Below are 20,957 nucleotides of genomic sequence, written 5' to 3' on the forward strand. Positions count from 1 at the left end.
CTGACCGTCGAGGCGGTCAGTCGCGTGGTAACGAAGATCAATTTACGCCCGCGAAAACGCCTGGGCTGGAAGACGCCGTACGAAGTTTATGCAGGGGTGAGCGTTGCACTTATGTGTTGAATTCAGGGCCACTATCGATAAAAAAGTCACGTGCCACTACGAAATATTTTGCAATTTTTTTCTGAGAGGCGTGTAGGGCAAGGTGAGAACAACGGGTTTTGTAGGACAAGGTTGTATGGAGACGGCCTGTGTGGGAGCGGGCCGGGCGGCGCTCCGCTCGCCCGCGATGGTTGCCTGGGTGAAGGACACTTGGCCATCGCGAGCAGGCTCGCTCCCACAGGGATTTGTATGGGCTGTTACTGGGGCGCGTGATCGCGCAGGAACACCAGGCTGTCGGGCTTGGACTGTTCGGCGCTGAAGCGGTAGCCCTGGGCGTCGAAGTGCTTGAGGGCGGCGGGGTCGTTGATGCGTTCCTGGATGACGAAGCGGCTCATCAGGCCCCGGGCCTTTTTCGCGTAGAAACTGATGATCTTGTACTGGCCGTTTTTCAGGTCCTTGAACTCGGTGTTGATGACGCGCGCGTTGAGGGCGCTGCGCTTGACCGCCGAGAAGTATTCGTTGGAGGCCAGGTTGAGCAGCACGTCGTCACCCTGTTCGGCCAGGGCCTCATTGAGCCATTCGCTGATGCGCGTGCCCCAGAACGCATACAGGTCCTTGCCCCGGGCGTTGGCCAGTTTGGTGCCCATTTCCAGGCGATAGGGTTGCATCAGGTCCAGCGGGCGCAGCAGGCCGTAGAGGCCGGACAGCAGGCGCAAGTGTTGTTGGGCGTAGTCGAAGTCGGCTTGGCTGAAGTCTTCGGCGTGCATGCCGGTGTAGACGTCGCCCTTGAACGCCAGCAGCGCCTGTTTGGCGTTGTCTGGGGTGAAGGCTGGCGTCCAACTGCCAAAGCGCGCGGCGTTGAGGCCACCGATTTTGTCGGAAACGTGCATCAACTGGCTGATCTGCGCCGGGCTCAGCTCGCGCAACTGCTCGATCAATGCCTGGGAATGGTCCAGGTACTGCGGCAAGGTGAAGCGCGACGTGGCGGGCGGGGTCTCATAGTCGAGGGTTTTGGCGGGGGAAATCACCATCAGCATGAAGTCGTCTCCTGTAAACGTGCGGCGATTCTAGGGGCTATGGCGTTTTGACTCCACCTATGACGGCCATAGCCTGGCCGTAGCAAGCGGGGAGCGCACCCGCGAATCGGCTATAGTGCCGCGCGGGCTTTGTTATGGAGGCAGTCCCTTGCGTATCGCGTGTTTTCTCATGGCTGGGTTGTTGAGCGTCGGCGCGCTGGCCGCGCCCGGTGACGTGGCGACCCTGGACCGCAGCACCTGGCCCGAACCCTTGAGCAGCCCGACCCTGTTCGACGTCGCCTCGCGGGCCGAGATCCTGACCTTCGCCCGCGCCTTGCTGGCCTCCGAAGCCCTGGACGAAACCGCCCTCAAGCAACGCCTGGGGCTGCGCCAGATCAACCGCGACGCCATCGAGCGGGTGCGCGAGCGGATGTGGCAGCGCCTGCTGGCCAATTACAACTTCGCCCAGCAAAGCTGCGACCAGGACGCCTCGTTCTGCTATTGGGTGCAGGACCTGGACACCCTGCGCGAGCAGGCCGGCAAGTTCGCCCTGGGCGAGGACTCGTTCTACGCCCGCTGGGCCGAGCCCAGCCGCAGCTTCCATGAGCGTTACCTGGACGAGCAACTGCGCAAGGCCGCGCTCTTCCCGCAGACCAGCAGCGAAATCGAGCGCTTTGGCGACTACGAACGCAATGGCGATGAACTCAACGACCGCTTGTTTTTGCTCACCTTCGACAGCTCGGCGGCGCTGCAGCCCGACAACGCCGCGTGGCTGGCCGATTACCTGCGCAAGGCCAACCTGAGCGCGATTTTCTTTGTACTCGGCGCCGAGGTGCAGGCGCGCCTGGCCCAGGGTTCGGTGGCTTCGCTGCAGGCGCTGTACTCGCGCCAATGCGTGGGGGTGCAGGGCTGGGAGTACCGCTCCCACAGCCATTGGCAGGACTGGCAATACTCCATCGAGCGCAGCGTGGACCTGGTGAAAAACAAACTGCCGGAGAACTTCGTGCCGCTGTTCCGCCCACCCTACGGCCAGCGCCGGGCCGACGCCGGCGGGTTCTTGCGTGCCCAGGGTTTGCAGGTGGCGCTGTGGGACATCGACCCGCAGGACGCCTCCGGCCGCCTCAGCCCCCAGCAGAGCGCCGACCGGGTGCTGACCCTGATGCTGCTGTGGCGCCACGGGGTCATTAACTTCAATGCGCGCCAGGACGGCGCCAAGACCGCGTTGCCCTGGTTGGTCACGCAAACGGCGCAAAGTGGCATCGGTTGGGAGGATTGCCAGGACGGGTTTCGCTGAAACGGGCCAAGCCCCGTATTTGCTGGGGCTGGAGGCGATGGGCTGCGGCAAATGACCACGGCGTAACCATTGACTCTAGTTGCCTGATGGCGGTGCGCCAAGGGCTATTGGTCACTCTGCAAAATAAACTTCAAAAAAGCGTCAAAGTGCTTTTTCCTGTCACAGGTTTTGGAGTATTACGAAGGCAGACCGCCGAAACCTGCAACACAGGTGGCGTCTTCCAAGACCCACACGTGTCAGGTTCACTTGAGTCCCCACAGGTGAAATTCGGCGGCCATTTCGAGGCGCAGCGATTGCGTCGACTGGCTCCCAAAAAGGTGACCGAGTATGGATGATAACGGACGCAGACCTTCCTCCAACCAGCCAATCCTTTATGTACTCGATACCAACGTATTGATTCACGACCCCAACGCCCTGCTCAATTTTGAAGAACACCACGTGGCCATCCCGATGACCGTGCTTGAAGAGCTGGACAAGCTCAAGAGTGGCCATCACAGCGTCGCGGCCGAATGCCGCCAGGCGATCCGCCTGATCGACAAGACCCTGGGCGATGCCACGCCCCAGGACGTCGAACTGGGTGTGCCGATCCAGCGCGGCAAGAGCGGGCCCAAGGGCTTGCTGTCGATCCTGATGAGCAAGCGCGCCGAGCCCAACCTGGTGCTGCCTGAGCACCTGAACGACAACATCATCATCAACCAGTTGCTGGACCTGCACGCCCGCGACAAGTCGCTGCCCCTGGTGCTGGTGACCAAAGACATCAACATGCGCCTCAAGGCCCGCGCCTGCGGAATTGCGGCCGAAGACTACAGCACCGACCAACTGGTCGACGACGTGTCGCTGCTGCCCAATGGCTACCACACCATGACCGGCTCCTTCTGGGACCGCGTGAGCAAGGTCGAAACCCGCCAGGACCACGGCCGCACCTGGCACCAGGTGCAACTGATCGACAACCTGCCGGCGGTGCACATCAACGAGTTCATCATCGACGAGCAGGGTTTTGTCGGCTGGATCAAGGAAATCCAGGTCGATAAGTTGCTGATCCTCGACCTGCACCAGGAGCCCCTGCTGCACCAGGAGGCCTGGGGTCTCAAACCGCGAGACATCTACCAGAGCCTGGCGCTGTATGCCTTGCTCGACCCCGACATCCACCTGGTCAACCTGTCCGGCGCGGCCGGTTCCGGCAAAACCATCCTGGCCCTGGCGGCGGCCATCGAGCAGACCATGGTCAGCAAGCGTTACCGGCGCATCATCGCCACCCGCAGCGTGCAGGGCCTGGACCAGGAAATCGGCTTTCTGCCCGGCACCGAGGCGGAAAAAATGGAGCCTTGGCTCGGCGCCATCACCGACAACCTCGAAGCCCTGCACATGGACGACGAGAACACCCACGGCAGCGTCGACTACATCCTCAGCAAGGTGCCGTTGCAGTTCAAATCCCTCAACTACATCCGTGGGCGCAGTTTCCAGCAAAGCCTGATCCTGATCGATGAATGCCAGAACCTCACCCCGCACCAGATGAAAACCATCATCACCCGTGCCGGCGCCGGTTCCAAAGTGGTGTGCCTGGGCAACCTGGCGCAGATCGATACCCCTTACCTGTCGGCCACCAGCTCGGGGCTGACCTACCTGACCGAACGCTTCAAGGACTTCCCCAACGGCGTCCACATCACCCTGCAAGGGGTGCCGCGCTCGATCCTGGCCGAATACGCCGAGAGCCACCTCTAACCCCTAACCCTGTGGGAGCGGGCCCGCCCGCGATAGCGGCTCACCAGTCGGTACATCAACTGGCTGGTAGACCGCCATCGCGGGCAGAGCCCGCTCCCACAGGTATTTGGCTGCCACAAGCGTGTGTTCACCCCCGCAGCGGCGTCCTGTCGCACCCACCCGGTCAATCAGCCCTGCGGGAAACTGACCCACGGGTTTACAATCGGGCCTCCTGATAAGGAGTAACCCCGTGCTGACCCATCTCGATTCCCAAGGCCGCGCCAACATGGTCGACGTCACCGACAAGGCCGTGACCTCCCGTGAAGCCGTGGCCCAGGCGCTTGTGCGCATGCTCCCCGACACCCTGAACATGATCGTCAGCGGCGGCCACCCCAAGGGTGACGTGTTCGCCGTGGCGCGCATCGCCGGCATTCAGGCGGCGAAGAAAACCAGCGACTTGATCCCTTTGTGCCACCCGCTGCTGCTGACCAGCATCAAGGTCGAGCTCAGCGCCCAGGGCGACGACGCGGTGCTGATCGTGGCCCGCTGCAAACTCGCCGGCCAGACCGGCGTCGAAATGGAAGCCCTGACCGCCGCCAGCGTCGCGGCCCTGACCATCTACGATATGTGCAAGGCCGTGGACCGAGGCATGACCATCGAGTCGGTGCGCCTGCTGGAAAAACTCGGCGGCAAGAGCGGCCACTACCAGGCGGATGCGCAATGAAAACCATCAACGTCAAGTTCTTTGCCCGTTACCGTGAGGCGCTGGGCGTGGACGCTTTGAGCGTCGAAGGCGAGTTCACCACCGTCAATGACGTGCGCCTGTTGTTGGCACAGCGCGACGGCGCCGAGGTCCTGCGTGAGCAAAACCTGATGTGCGCCCGCAACGAAGAGCTGTGCCAGCTCGACGAACCGCTGGCCGATGGCGATGAAGTGGCGTTTTTCCCCACTGTGACCGGAGGCTGAGATGGCCATTCGCGTGCAACCCATGGCGTTCGACCCCGGCGCTGAAGTCAACGCGATGCACGCGGCCAATGCCGGTGTGGGCGCGGTGGTGAGTTTTGTCGGCTACGTGCGCGACTTCAACGATGGCCAAGACGTGGCCGGGATGTTCCTGGAGCACTACCCGGGCATGACCGAAAAAGCCCTGGCTAAGATCGCGGGTGAAGCCGAGCAGCGCTGGCCGTTGCTCAAGCTTGAAGTGCTGCACCGCGTTGGTGCCCTGGAACCGGGCGAGCCCATCGTCTTCGTCGCCGCCGCCAGCGCCCACCGCCAGGCCGCATTCGACGCCTGCGCCTTTGTCATGGATTACCTGAAAACCCGCGCCCCGTTCTGGAAGAAAGAAACCACCGCCGATGGCCCGCGTTGGGTCGAAGGCCGCGACAGCGACCACGCGGCGGCGGATCGCTGGAAGTAACTTCGTACAACTTGTTGCGACAGTGATCGAGTAAAGCGCGATTAATAGCCTTGATCTCGCCTGCTGGGAATAAATTCTATTTACTTAAAAGTTTAACCGTAGGGGCTCGTTACTTCGGCGTATGGCTGTGGGTACTATTTCGCGTGTTGGATTAATCCTTTGTACTTTTGCGCGAGGAAACGGTGCTGTTACCTATATTGTTCGATTTTCTAATCTCACAAAATGAAACTTGTTGCTCTTGCTCTTGAGGTGACTATTTTTGTTTTTCTGATACGCTTCAGTTAACGCTAGAGGAAAGGCCTTAAAGTTTGCTTGTGGCAGTAATGGCGGGTCACTTGTGCTTCTGGTTGTTATTTTAACTTGTAGATTTATGCGCGCTCACTGACACGTCTGCAATCAGTGCGCGAACCATGCCGCAAGGCACACAGGGAGAGTGAATATGGTTTCTGCTGATAAATATATTGTCAATATCTTCAAAGTTGTACTGCCCGGTGTGGGAGATTCGACAAAGGCACTTTATGCCAACGGCCGGCATCAATGTAAGGTCGAAGTAATTATCGATAAGGAAAGGCGCTTCATCCGTGATGAATGGGAAGTCGGAGAGTCTGAACCCCTGACTCCCGAGGAGCTTGCCAGCCTCACAATTACTCGTTACTCGGCCAATGAAAATGAAAAACTGCCAACCGGATGGTCGTGTGATACCACCAAGAACGAGTTCGATACGGGCTTGCGGGGTGGTTCCCCAATTGCCTCATCGGCCGGTACTACGGGCGGCGGCGAGGTGGTAGAGCGCTATTTGCGGGTCGATGCGCGCGTGGCGATCGAAGCCCAGCGTTTCATGGCTCGGGTAGTGGTGGCGGGCAAGACATACACCACCTACAACGTGGGGGCTGGCTCATCGGTGATTATCGAACCCACTCGGCCTTATGAAAAACTGCGCGCCGCGCAACTCGTCGCTGAACGAGATGATGCCTTGTCGGCCAACCCCGTTTTTCTCGATATCGATGTTTACTATTGGAGCCTGCCGGCGGGTTTGCGCCTGGTCAAGAACTTAGGGATCGACAATGCAGTCGATATCGCTGGCGTAGGGCGTGCGTTGCGCCCCTTCTATAGTGACTTTCGAATGAACAGCACCATGCTGGTGGGGGGCGTGATCGATATAGACTCTTCTGTGACTACATTGCGGGTGATTGATGTTTGTCCGGTCAAGGGTCATGAGAATAAAACGTTTCGGATTGATAAGTACCCGACGCAAATGCGCGCGATTCGTGTTTGGGCGAGAATGTTTTTGAGACTTGTCAAGGGTCGTGATGTCGTTTGGCGGATTTTGGATAACTACGGTGTGGAACATAGTTTCTTGCTGGGCTCTGAAGATGAATCGAATGTTCTGGTATTGCGCGACCACGGTTGATTGAATTTCGCTACTTTCACGGATATCGAGTTGTCGTCTCGGTATCCGTTACTTCATCCTGAATCCGAGTTAAGAGGAGACATTCATCCATGAATGTGTATTCCAACGCCTTCAATTTCAGTGCCCACTTGAATGGTCAGGTCGATCCTCGCACTGGCCAATATGGCTGCCAGGTACGATTGACCACGCTTTACCCGAAGGGCCGGTCGAGGCCAGCCGCGATATCAACTTGTCGTTTTCCATGTACAACCCGCGTAACGATGGTTATGGCATTGGTTGGCGACTGAGTAATACCGAGTTCGATCTCAACACCCGCCGCCTGACGTTGTTGACGGGCGAGCAGTTCCAGACCCACGGGATGCCGTCCGTGGGCGGTGTGATGGCGCTCAAGGACCGCAAGTTGAAAGATTTGGTGGTCAAACGCCCGGACGTCGATAGCCTGCACGTGATCTACAAGGACGGCACGGTCGAGGTCCTGCGCCGTCAGAACAGCCTGAGGCCGTACATCATCAGTACTGTGCAGTTCGAGAGCGGTGAGCGCGTGCACTTTCGCTACGATCCGCAAGGTGCACTGGAGCGAATCGTCAACCAGCAAGGGGAAGACCTGCTGGTGCTGCACTATTCCGGCCGGCGGTTGGCAGGAGTGGAGGCCCGCATCGAAGGCGGGCGTTTTGCCCGCACCTGGTTTGAACAATTCAATGAACAGTTGGTGCGCGTCGATGTGGCGCATGCGCCGATGGGGCCTGGGGTGCCCGGTAGCTATGTGTTTGAGTACGAGGCTTTGCGCAGCGGCCTGGTGGCGATCAGGCGGGTGAAGTCCCCTATGGGGGGGGATGAGCGGATCGACTACGAGGAAAATGGCCATCAGTACCGGGACAACACGTTCCTGCCCCGGGTCAAGAGTTGGACTCGCTTTCCTGGCGCTGGCCAACCCTCGTTGAAGCGTACGTACCGTTACAGTGCTTCCCAAAACTTCACGGGTTACCCGTTCTCCGGTGGTTTTGTCGACGGCGAAGATAACCTGTACCTGGTCCTGGGCCTCTACGACTACTGGACCGAGGTCCGCAGCCAGGAAGGGGACGACGCCAATAAGGTGCTGCAGGTGGTGCGCACCGAGTACAACAAGTTTCACCTCCTGACCCGGGAGGTCACCGATTGCGCGGGCACGCTCACCGAGCGCGAGATTGAGTACAACGCGGTGCCGGGCCGGCTTTTCGCCGAGCAGCCAGCCAATCTCCAACTGCCTCGGCGTACCACCCGCCATTTCAGGTTGTTTGCCGATCAGGCCGGGCGCAAGGAGGTGACCGAAATCACCACCGACGACTATGGCAATGAGCTGACTCGGGTCGAGCCGTCGGGGCTGCGCAGGGAATACGACTTCTACCCGGTCGCAGGGGCGATGGACCAAGGCGTACAACGCTGCCCGGCAGAGCCTCACGGGGCGTTCGTGCGCTTCCTGAAACAGTCCAGGGAGCTTCCCGCGACGCCTACCGGTGGCCCAACGACGGCGGCCAAGACTACCGACTACACCTACTACGCCTTGGCCGCCAGCAACGGCCTTGCTTTTGTGTTGCCCGCCTCAATCACTACCGGCACAGGGGTCCAGACCCGCCTCACCCATTACAACGCGCCGGGCCAGTGGGGCGAGCATGGTCGGCTGCAAGCGTCCGTGACCACCCAGGATAAGGTGTCCGTCGCCATGCAATGTACCTACAGCCTCGAAGGCGACAGCCTGGTACAGAACAAGCTGATCCGCCGCGTGGGTGGCGATGAAAATCAGTGGCTCAAGTCTTCGCAAACCTTATCTCTCAGTACCCGGCGCATGCTTGCCCTGACTGGGGAGGATGGGGCGACCTTGGCGTTTTCCTACGATGCCCTTGGACGCCTCGTTTCAGAAGTTTCGGCGCCGGGTACGGCCGCAGCAGCCCAGCGCAGTTACGTCTATGCCAATGCGAGCAATTTGCTGCTGGCGCGGATGACCGCCACGAACGCCAAGGGGGTTAGCGTTGTCACGCGCTACGATGGCGATGGCCGGGAGGTGTCCTGCGCCCGGTTGATCGGAACCGGCGACGAGCAGAAGGAACAGGTACTCAAACGCCTGGATTACAACGCCCTGGGGCAAAAAATCCGGCAAACCCTGATCGACTATCTCGATGAAAACAACGTGCGCATCCTGGTGACCGAGTTCGCCTACAACGGCTGGGGGCAACTGAGCCGCACGACCGCACCGGATGCCACGGTACATATCGATGAGTCCGACCCGCGCCTGAACCTGCGCACACAAGGGGTCGACGGCTTGGACCTGACGCAAACCCACTTCAATGACTTTGGGCAGCCGCTGCGGGTCGAGCACTTGAGTTCGTCCGGCGAGCGGGTGACGAAGGTCACCCATGAGTACGATGGTTTTGGGCGCCGAATGCGAACGGTCGATCAAAACGGCAAACGCACCGAGTTCACCTACGACCTGTTTGACCGGGTGGCCCTCATTGCTGAAACGCCGCCTGGGGGCCAGGCCCAGCGCAAGACGGTGTTGGGCTACGCGCCGGGAAGCAGCGAGGTGCGGGTGGCGAGCATCACAGTCGACGGGGTTGCGCTGGCCACCCGCGCGTTTGATGACCTGGGGCGATTGCAGTCCCAGCAACGAGGCTCTGGCAAACCGACCCATTGGCAATACGGGCCTGGCTCGCTACTACCGTCTTCCAGCACCTCCCCTCGTGGACACGTGGATCGGCACACTTACGATCCACATTTGGGCCTGGTGGTGCGCAGTACTCTGGAAAAACACCCTGACCGAACTTTCGAGTACGACCCCATTTCGGCGCTGTTGCTCAGCTCCAAGGAAGCGGACAGGGCGCATAAGCTCGATTACGACATCCATGGCCGTCTCGTGGCGGACGCCCAGGTCAGTGACGGCGTAACGCGCGCGTTTGGTTACCGCTATGGCTCCTCGGGCCGCTTGGTGCAACAACAGTCCGACTTTGGTGAGGCCGTCGAGTTCGACTATGACCATGCGGGGCGTTTGCTGTCGATGACCGCAGGTTCGTTGGTGGTGACCCAGGGCTATGACCATTTCGGCCGTGTCATCCACGTGGAAACCCGCCAAGGCAGCGAAAGGCTGGTGATGGCGCTCAAGCATGACCCGTTCGGCCGGGAGCAGGAGCGTGAATTCATCCGCAATGGCGGGTTGCTGCAAACCATCTCCAGCACTTACCTGCCCAATGGGTTACTGGCATCGCGGACCCTGCGCGATCCCGCCCGGCAGGTTGTGATCGAGGAGACTTTCACCTATGACGGTTACCAGCGCTTGAGCGCTTACCAGTGCCAGGGGCCGCAGTTCCCCAAGGACGCCCTGGGGCGGCCAGTGGCGAGCCAGAGCTTCACCTATGATGGCCTCGACAACATCACCCAAGTGGTCACCCGCTTGCGCGATGGCAGTGAGGACACCTGTACCCGTTATTTCGAAGGCACCGACCCTGGCCAACTGACGCGCCTGACCCACAGCCACCCGCCCCGGGACGAGCGCTTGAGTTATGACGAATCGGGCAACCTGGTCCGCGGTACGGCGGGGCGCATCTACGAGTTCAACGGGCTTGAACAACTGATTGGCGTACATAGCGCCGGCGCCAACCTTGCCTACCGCTATGACGCCGATGCGCGGCAGGTCAGCCAAAGTATCGATGGTGAGCCGCCGGTCCACTTGGGTTACGGCGGCGGGCGGCTGGAAGGGTTGGCCCAGGGGGCGCTCAAGGTGAGTTTCCGGCGCAATGAAGAGCAGGTGCTGGCCCGCACGGGCGGCGAGTCTGCTGCACAGCTGCAGGTGCTGGATGCCGCAGGCAGCATTCGTGGGGTGCTTCGTGCAGGGCAGGCGCAGGAGCATCGGCACTACCTACCTTATGGCTATGGCACGGCAGCGACCGAGGGCGCGCAGATCCAGGCCCTGGTGGATCGCCAGTATCCGGCGTTCAACGGCGAGCGCCTGGATGGTGCCACGGGCCTGTATCACCTGGGCGGTGGTCGGCGTAGCTATGACCCTGAACTGATGATCTTCCTCTCGCCGGACCCGATGAGCCCATTCGGCGAAGGCGGTAGAAATAGCTACGCCTACTGCTACTGCAACCCGGTCAACCTCAATGACCCCAGCGGTTGGGTGCCTACGTGGCTCAAATGGGTACTGGGCGTGGCTTCGCTGGTGCTGTCGGTGGTCACACTGGGCGCTGCCGTTGCACCACTATTGGGTGCTGCCGCGGTGACGTTGACCGGGATGACGGCCTTAGGCCTGGTTGGGGGCAGCCTGGGCCTGGTGGGTGGCACCCTGGGGATTGCCGGCCTGGGTGTCGAGGCCGTGGACCTGGTGATGGGCTGGGACCGATCGCAGCATGTCAATAATCTGGGCTGGGCCTCCTTCGGCTTTGGCTTGGCCGCGACCGCGTTGGGCGCCGCCGGGGCCGTTCTGGCGGGCCGCTCCGCTGCCCAGGCTGCGGCGAGCAACGCGGTGGCCGGTGCGGCCCCGGGACGGCTTTCGCCAGGTAGTGTCGGGTTGTTGGCGGGTGTCCAGAAATACAGCGGGTGGTCGCTCTCGCTTGGCCAAGAAGCGCCCACCTGGGTGAACCGGGGAGTGGGCGTGACCAAGTTTGCCTTGAGCACGGTAGGTACCGTTCGCAGCACGCTGAGCCGGATTGATAGCCTCAATGGTGACCCCACCGGCAGTAATGCAAAGGACGAGGCGCCCCAGCAGCCTTCGCTGCAAGGCGACAGCAATGAAAACCGTCACGCCGATACCCTCGGCAACAGCCAGCGCTTTTTCGAGGCGTTCCGCAAGCAGGCGCAGCGGATTCGCCAGTCGTCGTTGGGCGATATTTACGCGGGCTGACGCTGTCGGCACTGACCTTGCTTGCACCTTCCAGCATGGCCCTCACCCGGGGCCGTGGTGGGAGGTATTTACGTTCGATTGACGAGGTGTACGTAAAAGTCCAGTATGGATTTATAAGTACAAATTAAGTCGTTGCTGCATCCCTCTGCCTCTCTTCCGCCCACTTCGAGAGAACACCCATGAAAAAGCACCCCCTGATTACCGGCCTGGCCCTGAGCCTTCTGGCCAGCAGCGGCCTGTTTGCCGCCGAGAAAACCCTGCGCATCGGCATCGAGGCCGCTTACCCACCGTTCGCCTACAAGACGGATAAAGGGGAAATCGCCGGGTTTGACTACGACATTGGCAACGCCTTGTGCGCGCAAATGCAAGTCAAGTGCCAATGGGTCGAGGGCGAATTCGATGGCCTGATTCCGTCGCTGAAAGTGAAGAAAATCGACGCGGCGTTGTCGTCCATGACGATCACCGATGAGCGCAAGAAATCGGTCAATTTCACTCACAAGTACTATTTCACGTCCTCACGCCTGGCGATGAAGCAAGGCTCGGTGGTCGACGACCAGTACGCCAGCCTCAAGGGCAAGCGCATCGGTGTGCAGCGCGCCACCACCACCGACCGCTATGCCACCGAAGTGATGGAAGCCAAGGGCATCGAGATCGTGCGCTACACCAGCAACGAAGAAATTTTCATGGACCTGGCCGCCGGGCGCTTGGACGGCGTGTTCGCCGACACCATCCCGCTGGAGCAGGGTTTCCTCAACACGCCCAACGGCGCCGGTTTTGCCTTTGTCGGCCCGGAGCTCAAAGACCCCAAATACGTGGGCGAAGGCGCCGGCATCGCCGTGCGCAAGGGCAACGAAGCCCTGGTGAGCGAACTGAACTCGGCCATCGACGGTATCCGCGCCAGCGGCGAATACCAGAAGATCCAGGCCAAATACTTCAAGTCCGATATCTACGGCGATTGATACGCCTGCCGCTTCCCTGTGGGAGCAACTGCCTTACCCCCTGCTATTCGTCAGCGCGACTCAGTGCCGCCATCGCGAGCAGGCTCGCTCCCACAGAGGAAAAATGAAAATCCCACCCACAGTACAGTTCAGCTGTGGGTGCGGGCTTGCCCGCAATAGCGCCAGTACATCCGATGCATTCGTCGGGTCGCCACCCGCTCCCACAGGGCTATTCGCTCCACAGCGTCAGCTCTTTACCCCGCCTTCGCTTCCTTCAAATGCTTGTACACCGTCGCCCGGCCCATGTTGAGCACGTTGGCGACGTAGTGAGAGGCGCTTTTGCCCTTGAAGGCGCCTTCGGCATGCAGTGCCAGCACCAGTTCGCGCTTGTGGTCGCGGGTCAGCAGGTTGAGGCTCAGTTGCCGCTCGCGCAGCCAGGCGTGGAGGAAGGTGTTAATGCGCTCCTGCCAGTCATCGCGAAACAGCGAGTCCGGCTGGGCGATCAGCCTGCTCGGTGACAGAAACAGGTCCAGCGCCGCCTTGGCGCTTTCAAACAGCGAGATATTCAGGTTGATGCACAGCACGGCCATCGCCTGGCCGTGGCTGTCGCGCATCACGCTGCTCAGGCTGCGGATTTTCTGGCCGTCCCAATTGAGCTTTTCATACGGGCCGATGTTCCGTTCGCTGCTGTCACCGGTGAGCATGTCCTCAAGGGCCGCGTCGTCGCCGATTTGCCGCTTGGACAGATTGTTGGCGATGTAGTCGACCTTTTGCGTGCGCAGGTCGTGCACCACCACTTCGGCGTGGGGATAAAACAGCGTAGCAATGGCGTCGGCAATGGCGCGGAAGTTATCCAGGGCCGGGTCGGCGTGGGGTGGGGTCATGGTGGTGCTCCGGGCGAGGTCAGCGCCCTTTAACAGGGCGCTGCGAGTGTGCCGCAATCGGGGCGGGGCGTCACCCGCGCAGGCGTTGCGGCGACAGCATGGCGGCGTTCAGGCCGCAGCGCACGAGGGGCTCGGGGAGGTCCTGGGCGCATACCAGGGCGGCCGACGCCATGCCCATCGCGGGGGAGGTCTGGATGCCGTAACCGCCCTGGGCCGCCACCCAGAACAGCCCCGGCACCTGCGGGTCGAACCCGGCCACCAGGTCGCCATCGGCGACAAAGCTGCGCAACCCGGCCCAGGTGCGGGTGGGGCGGCGGATGGTCAGGGTGGTGGCTTCTTCGATCTGGTAGATGCCCATGGCGATGTCCAGTTCTTCAGGCTGCACGTCGTGGGGTTCGACCGGGTCGGCGTTGGCCGGCGAGCCGAGGAACATGCCGGCGTCGGGCTTCATGTAGAAGGACTCGTCGAGGCTGACCAACATCGGCCAGTGGTGCGTTTCAACGCCTTCGGGTGCGGCGAAGACAAACGCCGCGCGGCGTTTGGGTTGCAGGCCCAGTGGCGCGGCGCCGGCCATTGCCCCGAGCTGGTCGGCCCAGGCGCCGGCGGCGTTGACGATGATTGGCGCGCTGAAGGTTTGTGCGCGGGTTTGCACCTGCCACTGGCCGCCGGCATCGCGGTGCAGGCCCAGCACTTGAGTGTCGGTGTGGACCTGGCCGCCATTGCGCCGGATGCCGCGCAGGTAGCCCTGGTGCAGGGCGTCGGTGTCGATGTCGCTGGCGCTGGGGTCGTAGATCGCGCCGTGAACCTTGTCCCGGCGTAGGATCGGCAGGCGTGCGCAGGCTTCGTCGGCGCTGAGCAATTGCATCTGTGGCACGGTGGCTTTGGCGCTGAGGTATTGGTTGTTGAGCTCGGCCGCGTCACCGGTGAAGTCCACGGTCATTTCGCCCCGGGGCGACAGCAACGGGTGCTCGCAGAAGCCCTCGGGCGGGTGGTCGAAAAACTCCCGGCTGGCCAGGGTCAGCGCCCGCACCTGGGGCGTACCGTAGGCGGCGGTGTAGATCGCCGCCGAGCGCCCGGTGGAGTGATAGCCGGGGTGCGACTCGCGTTCCAGCACCACCACGCGACCCTGGCGCGACAGCCAGAAGCCAGTGGAAGCACCGGCAATACCGCCGCCGATAATGATGAAGTCTGCTTGGGGCATGGGGGCTCCTGACTAGGTCGGTCATCCGTAGCAAGCGGGTTTACCCGCACTGGAGCGCAAAGCGCTCCTTGATGGTGTGCGCCTGCTGTGCAGCCGAGCGCGGGCAAGCCTGCTGGCTACAGCGCCTGGGGGGTGAGCTGGCGGTACAAGGCATTAGCCAGGGCGATGTCTTCCAGGCCCAGGCCGATGGAGCGGAAGAACACGTGGCGTTCGTAGGTTGGGCGTGGGGTCTGGTCGCTGAGCAGTTCGGCGAGGTCACCGACAATGGCGTCCGCGCTCCAGCCGTGTTGTTCGGCGGCGATCAGCATATCCCCGGCCGCGCCTGGGGTGGTCTGGCGGTAGTCGCAGTACACCTGCATGGCGCCCAGGGCCTGGGGCGGTACCTCGTGGGCGCGGGGCGCGTTTGTGCTGATGGAGGTGATGAGCGCCGGTTTGCTCAGGGTGGCCGGGTCGATCACCGGGCCGGCCGAAGAGGTGCAGAGCAGGATCACATCGGCGTCGTGCAAGGCCTGTTCGCGGCTGTTGGCAATCTCCAGGCGCGGGTCCAGGGCACGCAAACCGGCCAGTTCCTCGGCGCTTTTGTGCGCCAGGGCAGGGGAGTAGAGGCGGATGTCCTGCCACGGGCGCAGGCCTTTGATGTAGTGCAAATGGGCCAAGGCCACCGGGCCGCTGCCGATCAGGGTTAGACGCGTGGCGGTGGCGGGCGCCAGGGCGTCTACCGCCACGGCGGTGGTGGCGGCGGTGCGGGCGGTAGTCAACTCGCCGGCATCGCACAGCAACAGCGGCTGGCCGCTGTGCATCGACATCAACAGCGTCCACGCGGTAACCAACGGGCCTTCGGCGCGCACGATGTAGGGCGAAGTCTTGACCCCGTACACGCCGTCCTCGGCCAACACGCCCAGGTAGTTGATGAAATCCCCCGCGCCCTGGGGGAACTCCACCCGTTGCTGGGCCGGTTGCACTGCGTGCCCGGCAGCGAGGTCGCGGAACAGCTTGCGCAAAATCTGCGGCACATCGACCTGGGCCAGGAGCTGGCGCGCCTGGGGTTGGGCAATCACGTAAGGCGTGCTGGACATACAGAAGCTCCCGGATCGGCTGGATTAAACTAATTTGTCCATTATGGACTTTTAGTTTTTATCTGCAATTGCCAGGCGTAAAAAAGGCGCAGTCCGTTGCCGGCTGCGCCTGTTTTTTTGCCCGCAGGTTTACGGGCGCTTGCGCTCCACGGCTCGCAGCAGGTGCGTGGGCGGGGTTTCACAGCTGATCTTGCGGCCCAGCAGCGCTTCGATGGACGGCAACTGGTAGGAGTCGTCCTCGCCAGCGAAGCTGATGGACACCCCATCGGCGCCCGCGCGGCCAGTGCGGCCGATGCGGTGCACGTAGTCGTCCGGCACTTCCGGCAGGGTGAAGTTGATGACGTGGCTGATGCCGTCGATGTGGATGCCGCGCCCGGCAACGTCGGTTGCCACCAGCACGCGGATCTTGCCTTCGCGGAAACCTTCCAGGGTCTTGATGCGCTTGTGCTGCGGCACGTCGCCCGACAACTGCGCCGCGTTCACGCCATCGCGCACCAGGCGTTCCTCGATGCGCCGCACCTCGTCCTTGCGGTTGGCAAAAACCATGACCCGTTCCCAACCGTTGTCGGTGACCAGGTTGTACAACAGCTTGTATTTGTCGGCGCCGGCCACGGCGTAGATGTGTTGCTCGACGTTTTCGCTGGCCACGTTCTGGGCTTCGATCTCGACGATGGACGGGTCGGTGGTCCATTGCTTGGCCAGGTTCATCACGTCTTCGGTGAAGGTGGCGGAGAACAGCAGCGTCTGGCGTTCGCTCTTGGGCGGGGTCTGGCGGATGATCTGGCGCACCTGCGGGATGAAGCCCATGTCGAGCATGCGGTCGGCTTCGTCCAGCACCATCACTTCGACCATGTCCAGGTGCACGTCGCCGCGCTGGTTGAAGTCCAGCAAGCGGCCCGGCGTGGCGACCAGGATGTCGCAGTGGCGCGCTTCGAGGTGCTTGAGCTGCTTGTCGAAGTCCATGCCGCCAACGAAGGTCATCACGTTGAGGCCGGTGTACTTGGTCAGGTCGGCGGCGTCTTTGGCGATCTGCACCACCAGTTCGCGGGTCGGCGCGATAATCAGCGCCCGCGGCTCGCCCATGTAGCGTTCCTTGGGCGGCGGGGTTTGCAGCAGTTGGGTGATGATCGACACCAGGAACGCGGCGGTCTTGCCGGTGCCGGTCTGGGCGCGGCCGATGGCGTCCTTGCCGGCGAGGGTGAAGCCCAGCACCTGGGCCTGGATCGGCGTGCAGTACGGGAAGCCCAGGTCCTGGATGGCGTGCATCAGTTCCGGGGCGAGTTTGAAGTCATGGAAGCGGGTCTTGCCTTCCTGGGGTTCGACGACGAAGTCTTCGAGTTTCCAGGCCGCTACTGGCGGTTTTGGCGCCCGCTCGCGACGCGGTTGCGGTGGTTTTTCCGCGTCAGGGCGAGGGGCCCTGGGCGCAACCTGAGGCTCGGCTGGCCTGGGCGGATGACCGCAGGCCGGCTGGCTGGGGCTGGAAGAAGGGGCGCTGGAAACAGGGGCGAGCTGCTCAGCCTCGCTTTTACCGAACATCTTCTTGAGTGCTTTGAGCACGGTCATCTCATCAATTGGTTAAGTGCCGGCCAGTGTAATGCAAGAACCGGGCGCGGCGTAGTGGATTGCTTAAAGAGCCTGCGCCAGGGTCAGCGCAGGCGTTCGCCCAGCCAGGTGCCGATGTCGTGGATTTCTTCGGGTAACACTTCGTGGCCCATTGGGTATTCCTGCCATGTCACGGTGACATTGCGGGATTTCAGGTGTTCGTAGGCGCTGCGGCCCATGGCGTTTTGCACCACTTCGTCGTATTGGCCGTGCAGGCACAGCACCGGAATGCGCTGTTGGCTGGCGGACAATTGGAGGCTGTCGCTGAAGGTTGGCGCATAGGTAGACAGGGCAATCACGCCGCCCAAGGCACCCTGCCATCGCACGAATGCGGTGTGCAGCACCACGGCGCCGCCCTGGGAAAAACCGGCGAGGAAAATCCGCGAAGGCTCTATGCCAAGGGTTTTCTGTTCTTCGATCAGGTCGGTGAGACTTTGCGTGGATTCATCCAGCTGTTCGCGGCTGATGGCCCGGGCCGGGCTCATGGCCAGAATGTCGTACCAACTGGGCATCGCGTAGCCGCCGTTGATGGTCACGGGGCGGGTCGGTGCTTGGGGCAAGACGAAGCGTGTGGTCTTGAGGGTTTCCTGTAACGCCTCGGCCACCGGCAGAAAGTCATAACGGTCGGCGCCCAGGCCGTGCAGCCAGATCACGCAGGCATCTGCGGCTTTTTCGGGTTGAAGAATCAAGGGCTCGGTCATGGCTGCTCCATTGTTGTGCACGCGCGCAGAGTGGGTGCGAGTTTTGGGGGCGCGTCAGGGTTGTCGGTTACGAAGATGTCGCATTGCTGCACGTTTTGCTATTGCAGTGTCGCTGAATCGCTTTAGCGGTAGGAATGGTACGACGTTTGCTATGTGTAAGTTCGTACAGACGATCCTACGCGGGGCGGTAACACTACCAGGCCCCCGTGCTCGTGGGACAGCAATCACTCCAGGGATGGGCGTTCACCAGCCGCTTCACGGTTCGGCGAACTGCAAAGGGCATAGCCCGTTCGACCGCTTGGTGAGCCGTGAGGTTTCCCGTGATTTGGGAATTCTCCTACTAGACTCATAGCGAAGGTCTTACGCCGCTTGGCCCAAAAAACGCCAACACGGGTCAACAGCGCCTCACAAGGGTGCGGCAAGACTCTCGCTCCGACACAACAAGAGCAAAACTGGAGGTTTGAATGAAGATGTTGAAATCCACCCTGGCCGTCGTGACTGCCGCAGCGGTACTCGGTGTCAGCGGGTTTGCCCAGGCGGGCGCAACCTTGGACGCGGTGAAAAAGAAAGGCTTTGTACAGTGCGGTGTCAGTGATGGCCTGCCGGGTTTCTCGGTACCGGACGCCACCGGCAAGATCCTGGGCATCGACGCTGATGTCTGCCGCGCCCTGGCCGCCGCCGTGTTTGGCGACGCGACCAAAGTGAAATTCAGCCAGTTGAACGCCAAGGAACGCTTCACCGCGCTGCAATCGGGCGAAATCGACGTGCTGTCGCGCAACACCACCATGACCAGTTCCCGTGACGCGGGCATGGGCTTGAAGTTCCCCGGCTTTATCACCTACTACGACGGCATCGGCTTTTTGGTGAACAACAAGCTGGGGGTCAAGAGCGCCAAGGAGCTGGACGGCGCGACCATCTGCATCCAGGCCGGTACCACCACCGAGCTGAACGTCTCCGACTACTTTCGCGGCAACGGTCTCAAATACACCCCGATCACCTTCGACACCTCCGATGAAAGCGCCAAGTCGCTGGAATCCGGGCGTTGCGACGTGCTGACCTCCGACAAGTCGCAACTCTTTGCGCAACGCAGCAAGTTGGCGTCGCCCAAGGACTACGTGGTGCTGCCGGAAACCATCTCCAAGGAACCCCTGGGCCCGGTGGTACGTAACGGCGACGACGAATGGCTGGCCATCGTGCGCTGGACCGGCTACGCCATGCTCAACGCCGAAGAGGCGGGCATCACCTCGAAAAACGTCGAGGCTGAGGCCAAGTCCACCAAGAACCCGGACGTCGCTCGCCTGCTGGGCGCTGACGGCGAGTACGGCAAGGACCTGAAACTGCCCAAGGACTGGGTCGTGCAGGTGGTCAAGCAAGTAGGCAACTACGGTGAAGTGTTCGAGAAGAACCTGGGCAAGAGCACGCCACTGGAAATCGACCGCGGGTTGAACGCCCTGTGGAACAACGGCGGCATTCAATACGCACCACCCGTGCGCTGATGGATCTATCACCCGGCGGGCCAACCGCCGGGTGATGTTCTGTTCCATTTTTCCTGGGGCACTTCATGCAAAAAACAATTGGCGCACCCAAGCAGAGGTTCAGCCTCAGCGATCCGCGAGTGCGTGCCTGGCTATTTCAGATCATCACCATCGTGGCCGTTGTTTCGCTGGGCTGGTACCTGTTCGACAACACCCAAACCAACCTGCAACACCGGGGCATCACCTCCGGTTTCGACTTCCTTGAACGCAGCGCCGGCTTCGGCATCGCCCAGCACCTGATCGACTACACCGAGGCGGACAGCTATGCCCGGGTCTTTGTCATCGGCCTGCTCAACACCCTGCTGGTGACCTTCATCGGCGTGATCCTGGCAACCCTCCTGGGGTTCATCGTCGGTGTGGCGCGGCTTTCGCCCAACTGGATCATCAGCAAACTGGCGACGGTCTATGTGGAGGTGTTCCGCAATATCCCGCCGCTGCTGCAAATCCTGTTCTGGTACTTCGCGGTGTTCCTGACCATGCCGGGGCCGCGCAACAGCCACAACTTCGGCGACACCTTCTTTGTCAGCAGCCGGGGCCTGAACATGCCTGCGGCCATTGGCGCGGAAGGCTTCTGGCCGTTCGTGGTCAGCGTGCTGGTGGCCATCGCGGCCATCGGGCTGATGTGCCGCTGGGCCAACCGGCGTTTTGACGCCACCGGCGTGCCGTTCCACAAGTTCTGGGTGGGCCTGGCGCTGTTGCTGGTGATTCCGGCGCTGTGCACCCTGATGTTCGGCGTGCCCGTGCATTGGGAAATGCCCCAGCTCAAAGGCTTCAACTTTGTCGGCGGCTGGGTGCTGATCCCGGAACTGCTGGCCCTGACCCTGGCCCTGACGGTGTACACCGCGGCGTTTATCGCCGAGATCGTGCGTTCGGGGATCAAGTCGGTCAGCCATGGCCAGACCGAGGCGGCCCACTCCCTGGGGCTGCGCAACGGCCCGACCCTGCGCAAGGTCATCATCCCCCAGGCGCTGCGGGTAATTATTCCGCCGCTGACCAGCCAGTACCTGAACCTGGCGAAAAACTCGTCCCTGGCTGCCGGTATCGGCTACCCGGAGATGGTGTCGCTGTTTGCCGGCACGGTGCTCAACCAGACCGGGCAGGCCATCGAGGTCATTGCCATCACCATGAGCGTGTACCTGGCGATCAGCATCAGCATTTCCCTGCTGATGAACTGGTACAACAAGCGCATTGCGCTGATCGAGCGGTGAGGAA

16 protein-coding genes and 1 pseudogene are annotated in these 20,957 nt (G+C 61.7%); 11 read left to right on the forward strand and 6 right to left on the reverse strand.

What is annotated here, in order from left to right:
* A pseudogene (locus AC19YR_RS09240) lies at positions 1-120 on the forward strand (IS30 family transposase); the annotation flags it as partial.
* 236 nt (positions 121-356) lie between these two features.
* Here AC19YR_RS09240 and yaaA read toward each other — a convergent pair.
* The gene (gene yaaA, locus AC19YR_RS09245) at positions 357-1,136 is read right to left on the reverse strand and encodes a peroxide stress protein YaaA (protein WP_500598122.1); all 780 of its coding nucleotides are present in this window, start codon (positions 1,134-1,136) and stop codon (positions 357-359) included.
* Between the two features lie 169 nt (positions 1,137-1,305).
* Between yaaA and AC19YR_RS09250 the strand changes: the two genes are divergently transcribed.
* The 8 genes from AC19YR_RS09250 (at position 1,306) to AC19YR_RS09285 (ending at position 12,767) form a co-directional block, all read left to right on the forward strand.
* Positions 1,306-2,409: a polysaccharide deacetylase family protein gene (locus tag AC19YR_RS09250; protein WP_500598228.1), complete on the forward strand. Its 1,104-nt coding sequence runs from the start codon at positions 1,306-1,308 to the stop codon at positions 2,407-2,409.
* A 327-nt stretch (positions 2,410-2,736) separates the two neighbouring features.
* Positions 2,737-4,131, forward strand: coding sequence for a PhoH family protein (locus AC19YR_RS09255; protein WP_095106166.1), 1,395 nt, complete (start codon positions 2,737-2,739; stop codon positions 4,129-4,131).
* Between the two features lie 229 nt (positions 4,132-4,360).
* Positions 4,361-4,834 (forward strand): cyclic pyranopterin monophosphate synthase MoaC, encoded by a 474-nt coding sequence (moaC, locus tag AC19YR_RS09260; protein ID WP_095106168.1) that lies wholly within the window; start codon positions 4,361-4,363, stop codon positions 4,832-4,834.
* Positions 4,831-5,076 (forward strand): molybdopterin converting factor subunit 1, encoded by a 246-nt coding sequence (gene moaD, locus AC19YR_RS09265; RefSeq protein ID WP_500598125.1) that lies wholly within the window; start codon positions 4,831-4,833, stop codon positions 5,074-5,076. The genes moaC and moaD overlap by 4 nt, the downstream gene beginning before the upstream one ends.
* Before the next feature lies 1 nt (position 5,077).
* The gene (gene moaE, locus AC19YR_RS09270; RefSeq protein ID WP_095106172.1) at positions 5,078-5,527 is read left to right on the forward strand and encodes a molybdopterin synthase catalytic subunit MoaE; all 450 of its coding nucleotides are present in this window, start codon (positions 5,078-5,080) and stop codon (positions 5,525-5,527) included.
* 439 nt (positions 5,528-5,966) lie between these two features.
* Complete coding sequence (locus tag AC19YR_RS09275) at positions 5,967-6,938, forward strand: hypothetical protein (protein ID WP_500598128.1); 972 nt, start codon at positions 5,967-5,969, stop codon at positions 6,936-6,938.
* Between the two features lie 229 nt (positions 6,939-7,167).
* Positions 7,168-11,808: an RHS repeat domain-containing protein gene (locus AC19YR_RS09280; RefSeq protein ID WP_500598129.1), complete on the forward strand. Its 4,641-nt coding sequence runs from the start codon at positions 7,168-7,170 to the stop codon at positions 11,806-11,808.
* 179 nt (positions 11,809-11,987) lie between these two features.
* Positions 11,988-12,767 carry an ABC transporter substrate-binding protein gene (locus AC19YR_RS09285; RefSeq protein ID WP_500598131.1) on the forward strand — a complete coding sequence of 260 codons (780 nt, stop codon included), beginning with the start codon at positions 11,988-11,990 and terminating at the stop codon, positions 12,765-12,767.
* A gap of 233 nt (positions 12,768-13,000) precedes the next feature.
* On the opposite strand, the gene AC19YR_RS09290 is transcribed toward AC19YR_RS09285, so the two are convergent.
* From AC19YR_RS09290 to AC19YR_RS09310, 5 genes are all read right to left on the reverse strand, one after another.
* Positions 13,001-13,630 carry a helix-turn-helix transcriptional regulator gene (locus tag AC19YR_RS09290; protein WP_095106181.1) on the reverse strand — a complete coding sequence of 210 codons (630 nt, stop codon included), beginning with the start codon at positions 13,628-13,630 and terminating at the stop codon, positions 13,001-13,003.
* 70 nt (positions 13,631-13,700) lie between these two features.
* A complete protein-coding gene (locus AC19YR_RS09295; protein ID WP_500598133.1) occupies positions 13,701-14,831 on the reverse strand; it encodes an NAD(P)/FAD-dependent oxidoreductase in 1,131 nt (376 codons plus the stop codon).
* 116 nt (positions 14,832-14,947) lie between these two features.
* Complete coding sequence (locus tag AC19YR_RS09300; RefSeq protein WP_095106185.1) at positions 14,948-15,907, reverse strand: ornithine cyclodeaminase family protein; 960 nt, start codon at positions 15,905-15,907, stop codon at positions 14,948-14,950.
* A gap of 129 nt (positions 15,908-16,036) precedes the next feature.
* Complete coding sequence (gene rhlB, locus AC19YR_RS09305; RefSeq protein WP_095106187.1) at positions 16,037-17,470, reverse strand: ATP-dependent RNA helicase RhlB; 1,434 nt, start codon at positions 17,468-17,470, stop codon at positions 16,037-16,039.
* Between the two features lie 83 nt (positions 17,471-17,553).
* Entirely contained in the window at positions 17,554-18,210 is a 657-nt protein-coding gene (locus AC19YR_RS09310; RefSeq protein ID WP_095106189.1) for an alpha/beta hydrolase, read from the reverse strand.
* A 464-nt stretch (positions 18,211-18,674) separates the two neighbouring features.
* On the opposite strand from AC19YR_RS09310, the gene AC19YR_RS09315 reads away from it, so the two are divergent.
* Together AC19YR_RS09315 and AC19YR_RS09320 are read left to right on the forward strand one after the other, a co-directional pair.
* Complete coding sequence (locus tag AC19YR_RS09315) at positions 18,675-19,706, forward strand: amino acid ABC transporter substrate-binding protein (protein ID WP_095106191.1); 1,032 nt, start codon at positions 18,675-18,677, stop codon at positions 19,704-19,706.
* Between the two features lie 65 nt (positions 19,707-19,771).
* Positions 19,772-20,953 (forward strand): amino acid ABC transporter permease, encoded by a 1,182-nt coding sequence (locus AC19YR_RS09320; protein ID WP_095106193.1) that lies wholly within the window; start codon positions 19,772-19,774, stop codon positions 20,951-20,953.
* The last annotated feature ends 4 nt before the right edge of the window (positions 20,954-20,957 follow it).

Source organism: Pseudomonas sp. MF08817 (genome assembly GCF_059862705.1).

What these genes read in the sequence shown, in the direction of transcription:
- AC19YR_RS09275 (WP_500598128.1), top strand. Translation starts at nt 5,967, where the DNA reads ATGGTTTCTGCTGATAAATATATTGTCAATATCTTCAAAGTTGTACTG.
- moaE (WP_095106172.1), top strand. Translation starts at nt 5,078, where the DNA reads ATGGCCATTCGCGTGCAACCCATGGCGTTCGACCCCGGCGCTGAAGTC.
- AC19YR_RS09290 (WP_095106181.1), bottom strand. Translation starts at nt 13,630, where the DNA reads ATGACCCCACCCCACGCCGACCCGGCCCTGGATAACTTCCGCGCCATT.
- AC19YR_RS09255 (WP_095106166.1), top strand. Translation starts at nt 2,737, where the DNA reads ATGGATGATAACGGACGCAGACCTTCCTCCAACCAGCCAATCCTTTAT.
- AC19YR_RS09315 (WP_095106191.1), top strand. Translation starts at nt 18,675, where the DNA reads ATGAAGATGTTGAAATCCACCCTGGCCGTCGTGACTGCCGCAGCGGTA.
- moaD (WP_500598125.1), top strand. Translation starts at nt 4,831, where the DNA reads ATGAAAACCATCAACGTCAAGTTCTTTGCCCGTTACCGTGAGGCGCTG.
- AC19YR_RS09300 (WP_095106185.1), bottom strand. Translation starts at nt 15,907, where the DNA reads ATGTCCAGCACGCCTTACGTGATTGCCCAACCCCAGGCGCGCCAGCTC.
- rhlB (WP_095106187.1), bottom strand. Translation starts at nt 17,470, where the DNA reads ATGACCGTGCTCAAAGCACTCAAGAAGATGTTCGGTAAAAGCGAGGCT.
- yaaA (WP_500598122.1), bottom strand. Translation starts at nt 1,136, where the DNA reads ATGCTGATGGTGATTTCCCCCGCCAAAACCCTCGACTATGAGACCCCG.
- AC19YR_RS09310 (WP_095106189.1), bottom strand. Translation starts at nt 18,210, where the DNA reads ATGACCGAGCCCTTGATTCTTCAACCCGAAAAAGCCGCAGATGCCTGC.
- AC19YR_RS09250 (WP_500598228.1), top strand. Translation starts at nt 1,306, where the DNA reads ATGGCTGGGTTGTTGAGCGTCGGCGCGCTGGCCGCGCCCGGTGACGTG.
- AC19YR_RS09320 (WP_095106193.1), top strand. Translation starts at nt 19,772, where the DNA reads ATGCAAAAAACAATTGGCGCACCCAAGCAGAGGTTCAGCCTCAGCGAT.
- AC19YR_RS09295 (WP_500598133.1), bottom strand. Translation starts at nt 14,831, where the DNA reads ATGCCCCAAGCAGACTTCATCATTATCGGCGGCGGTATTGCCGGTGCT.
- AC19YR_RS09285 (WP_500598131.1), top strand. Translation starts at nt 11,988, where the DNA reads ATGAAAAAGCACCCCCTGATTACCGGCCTGGCCCTGAGCCTTCTGGCC.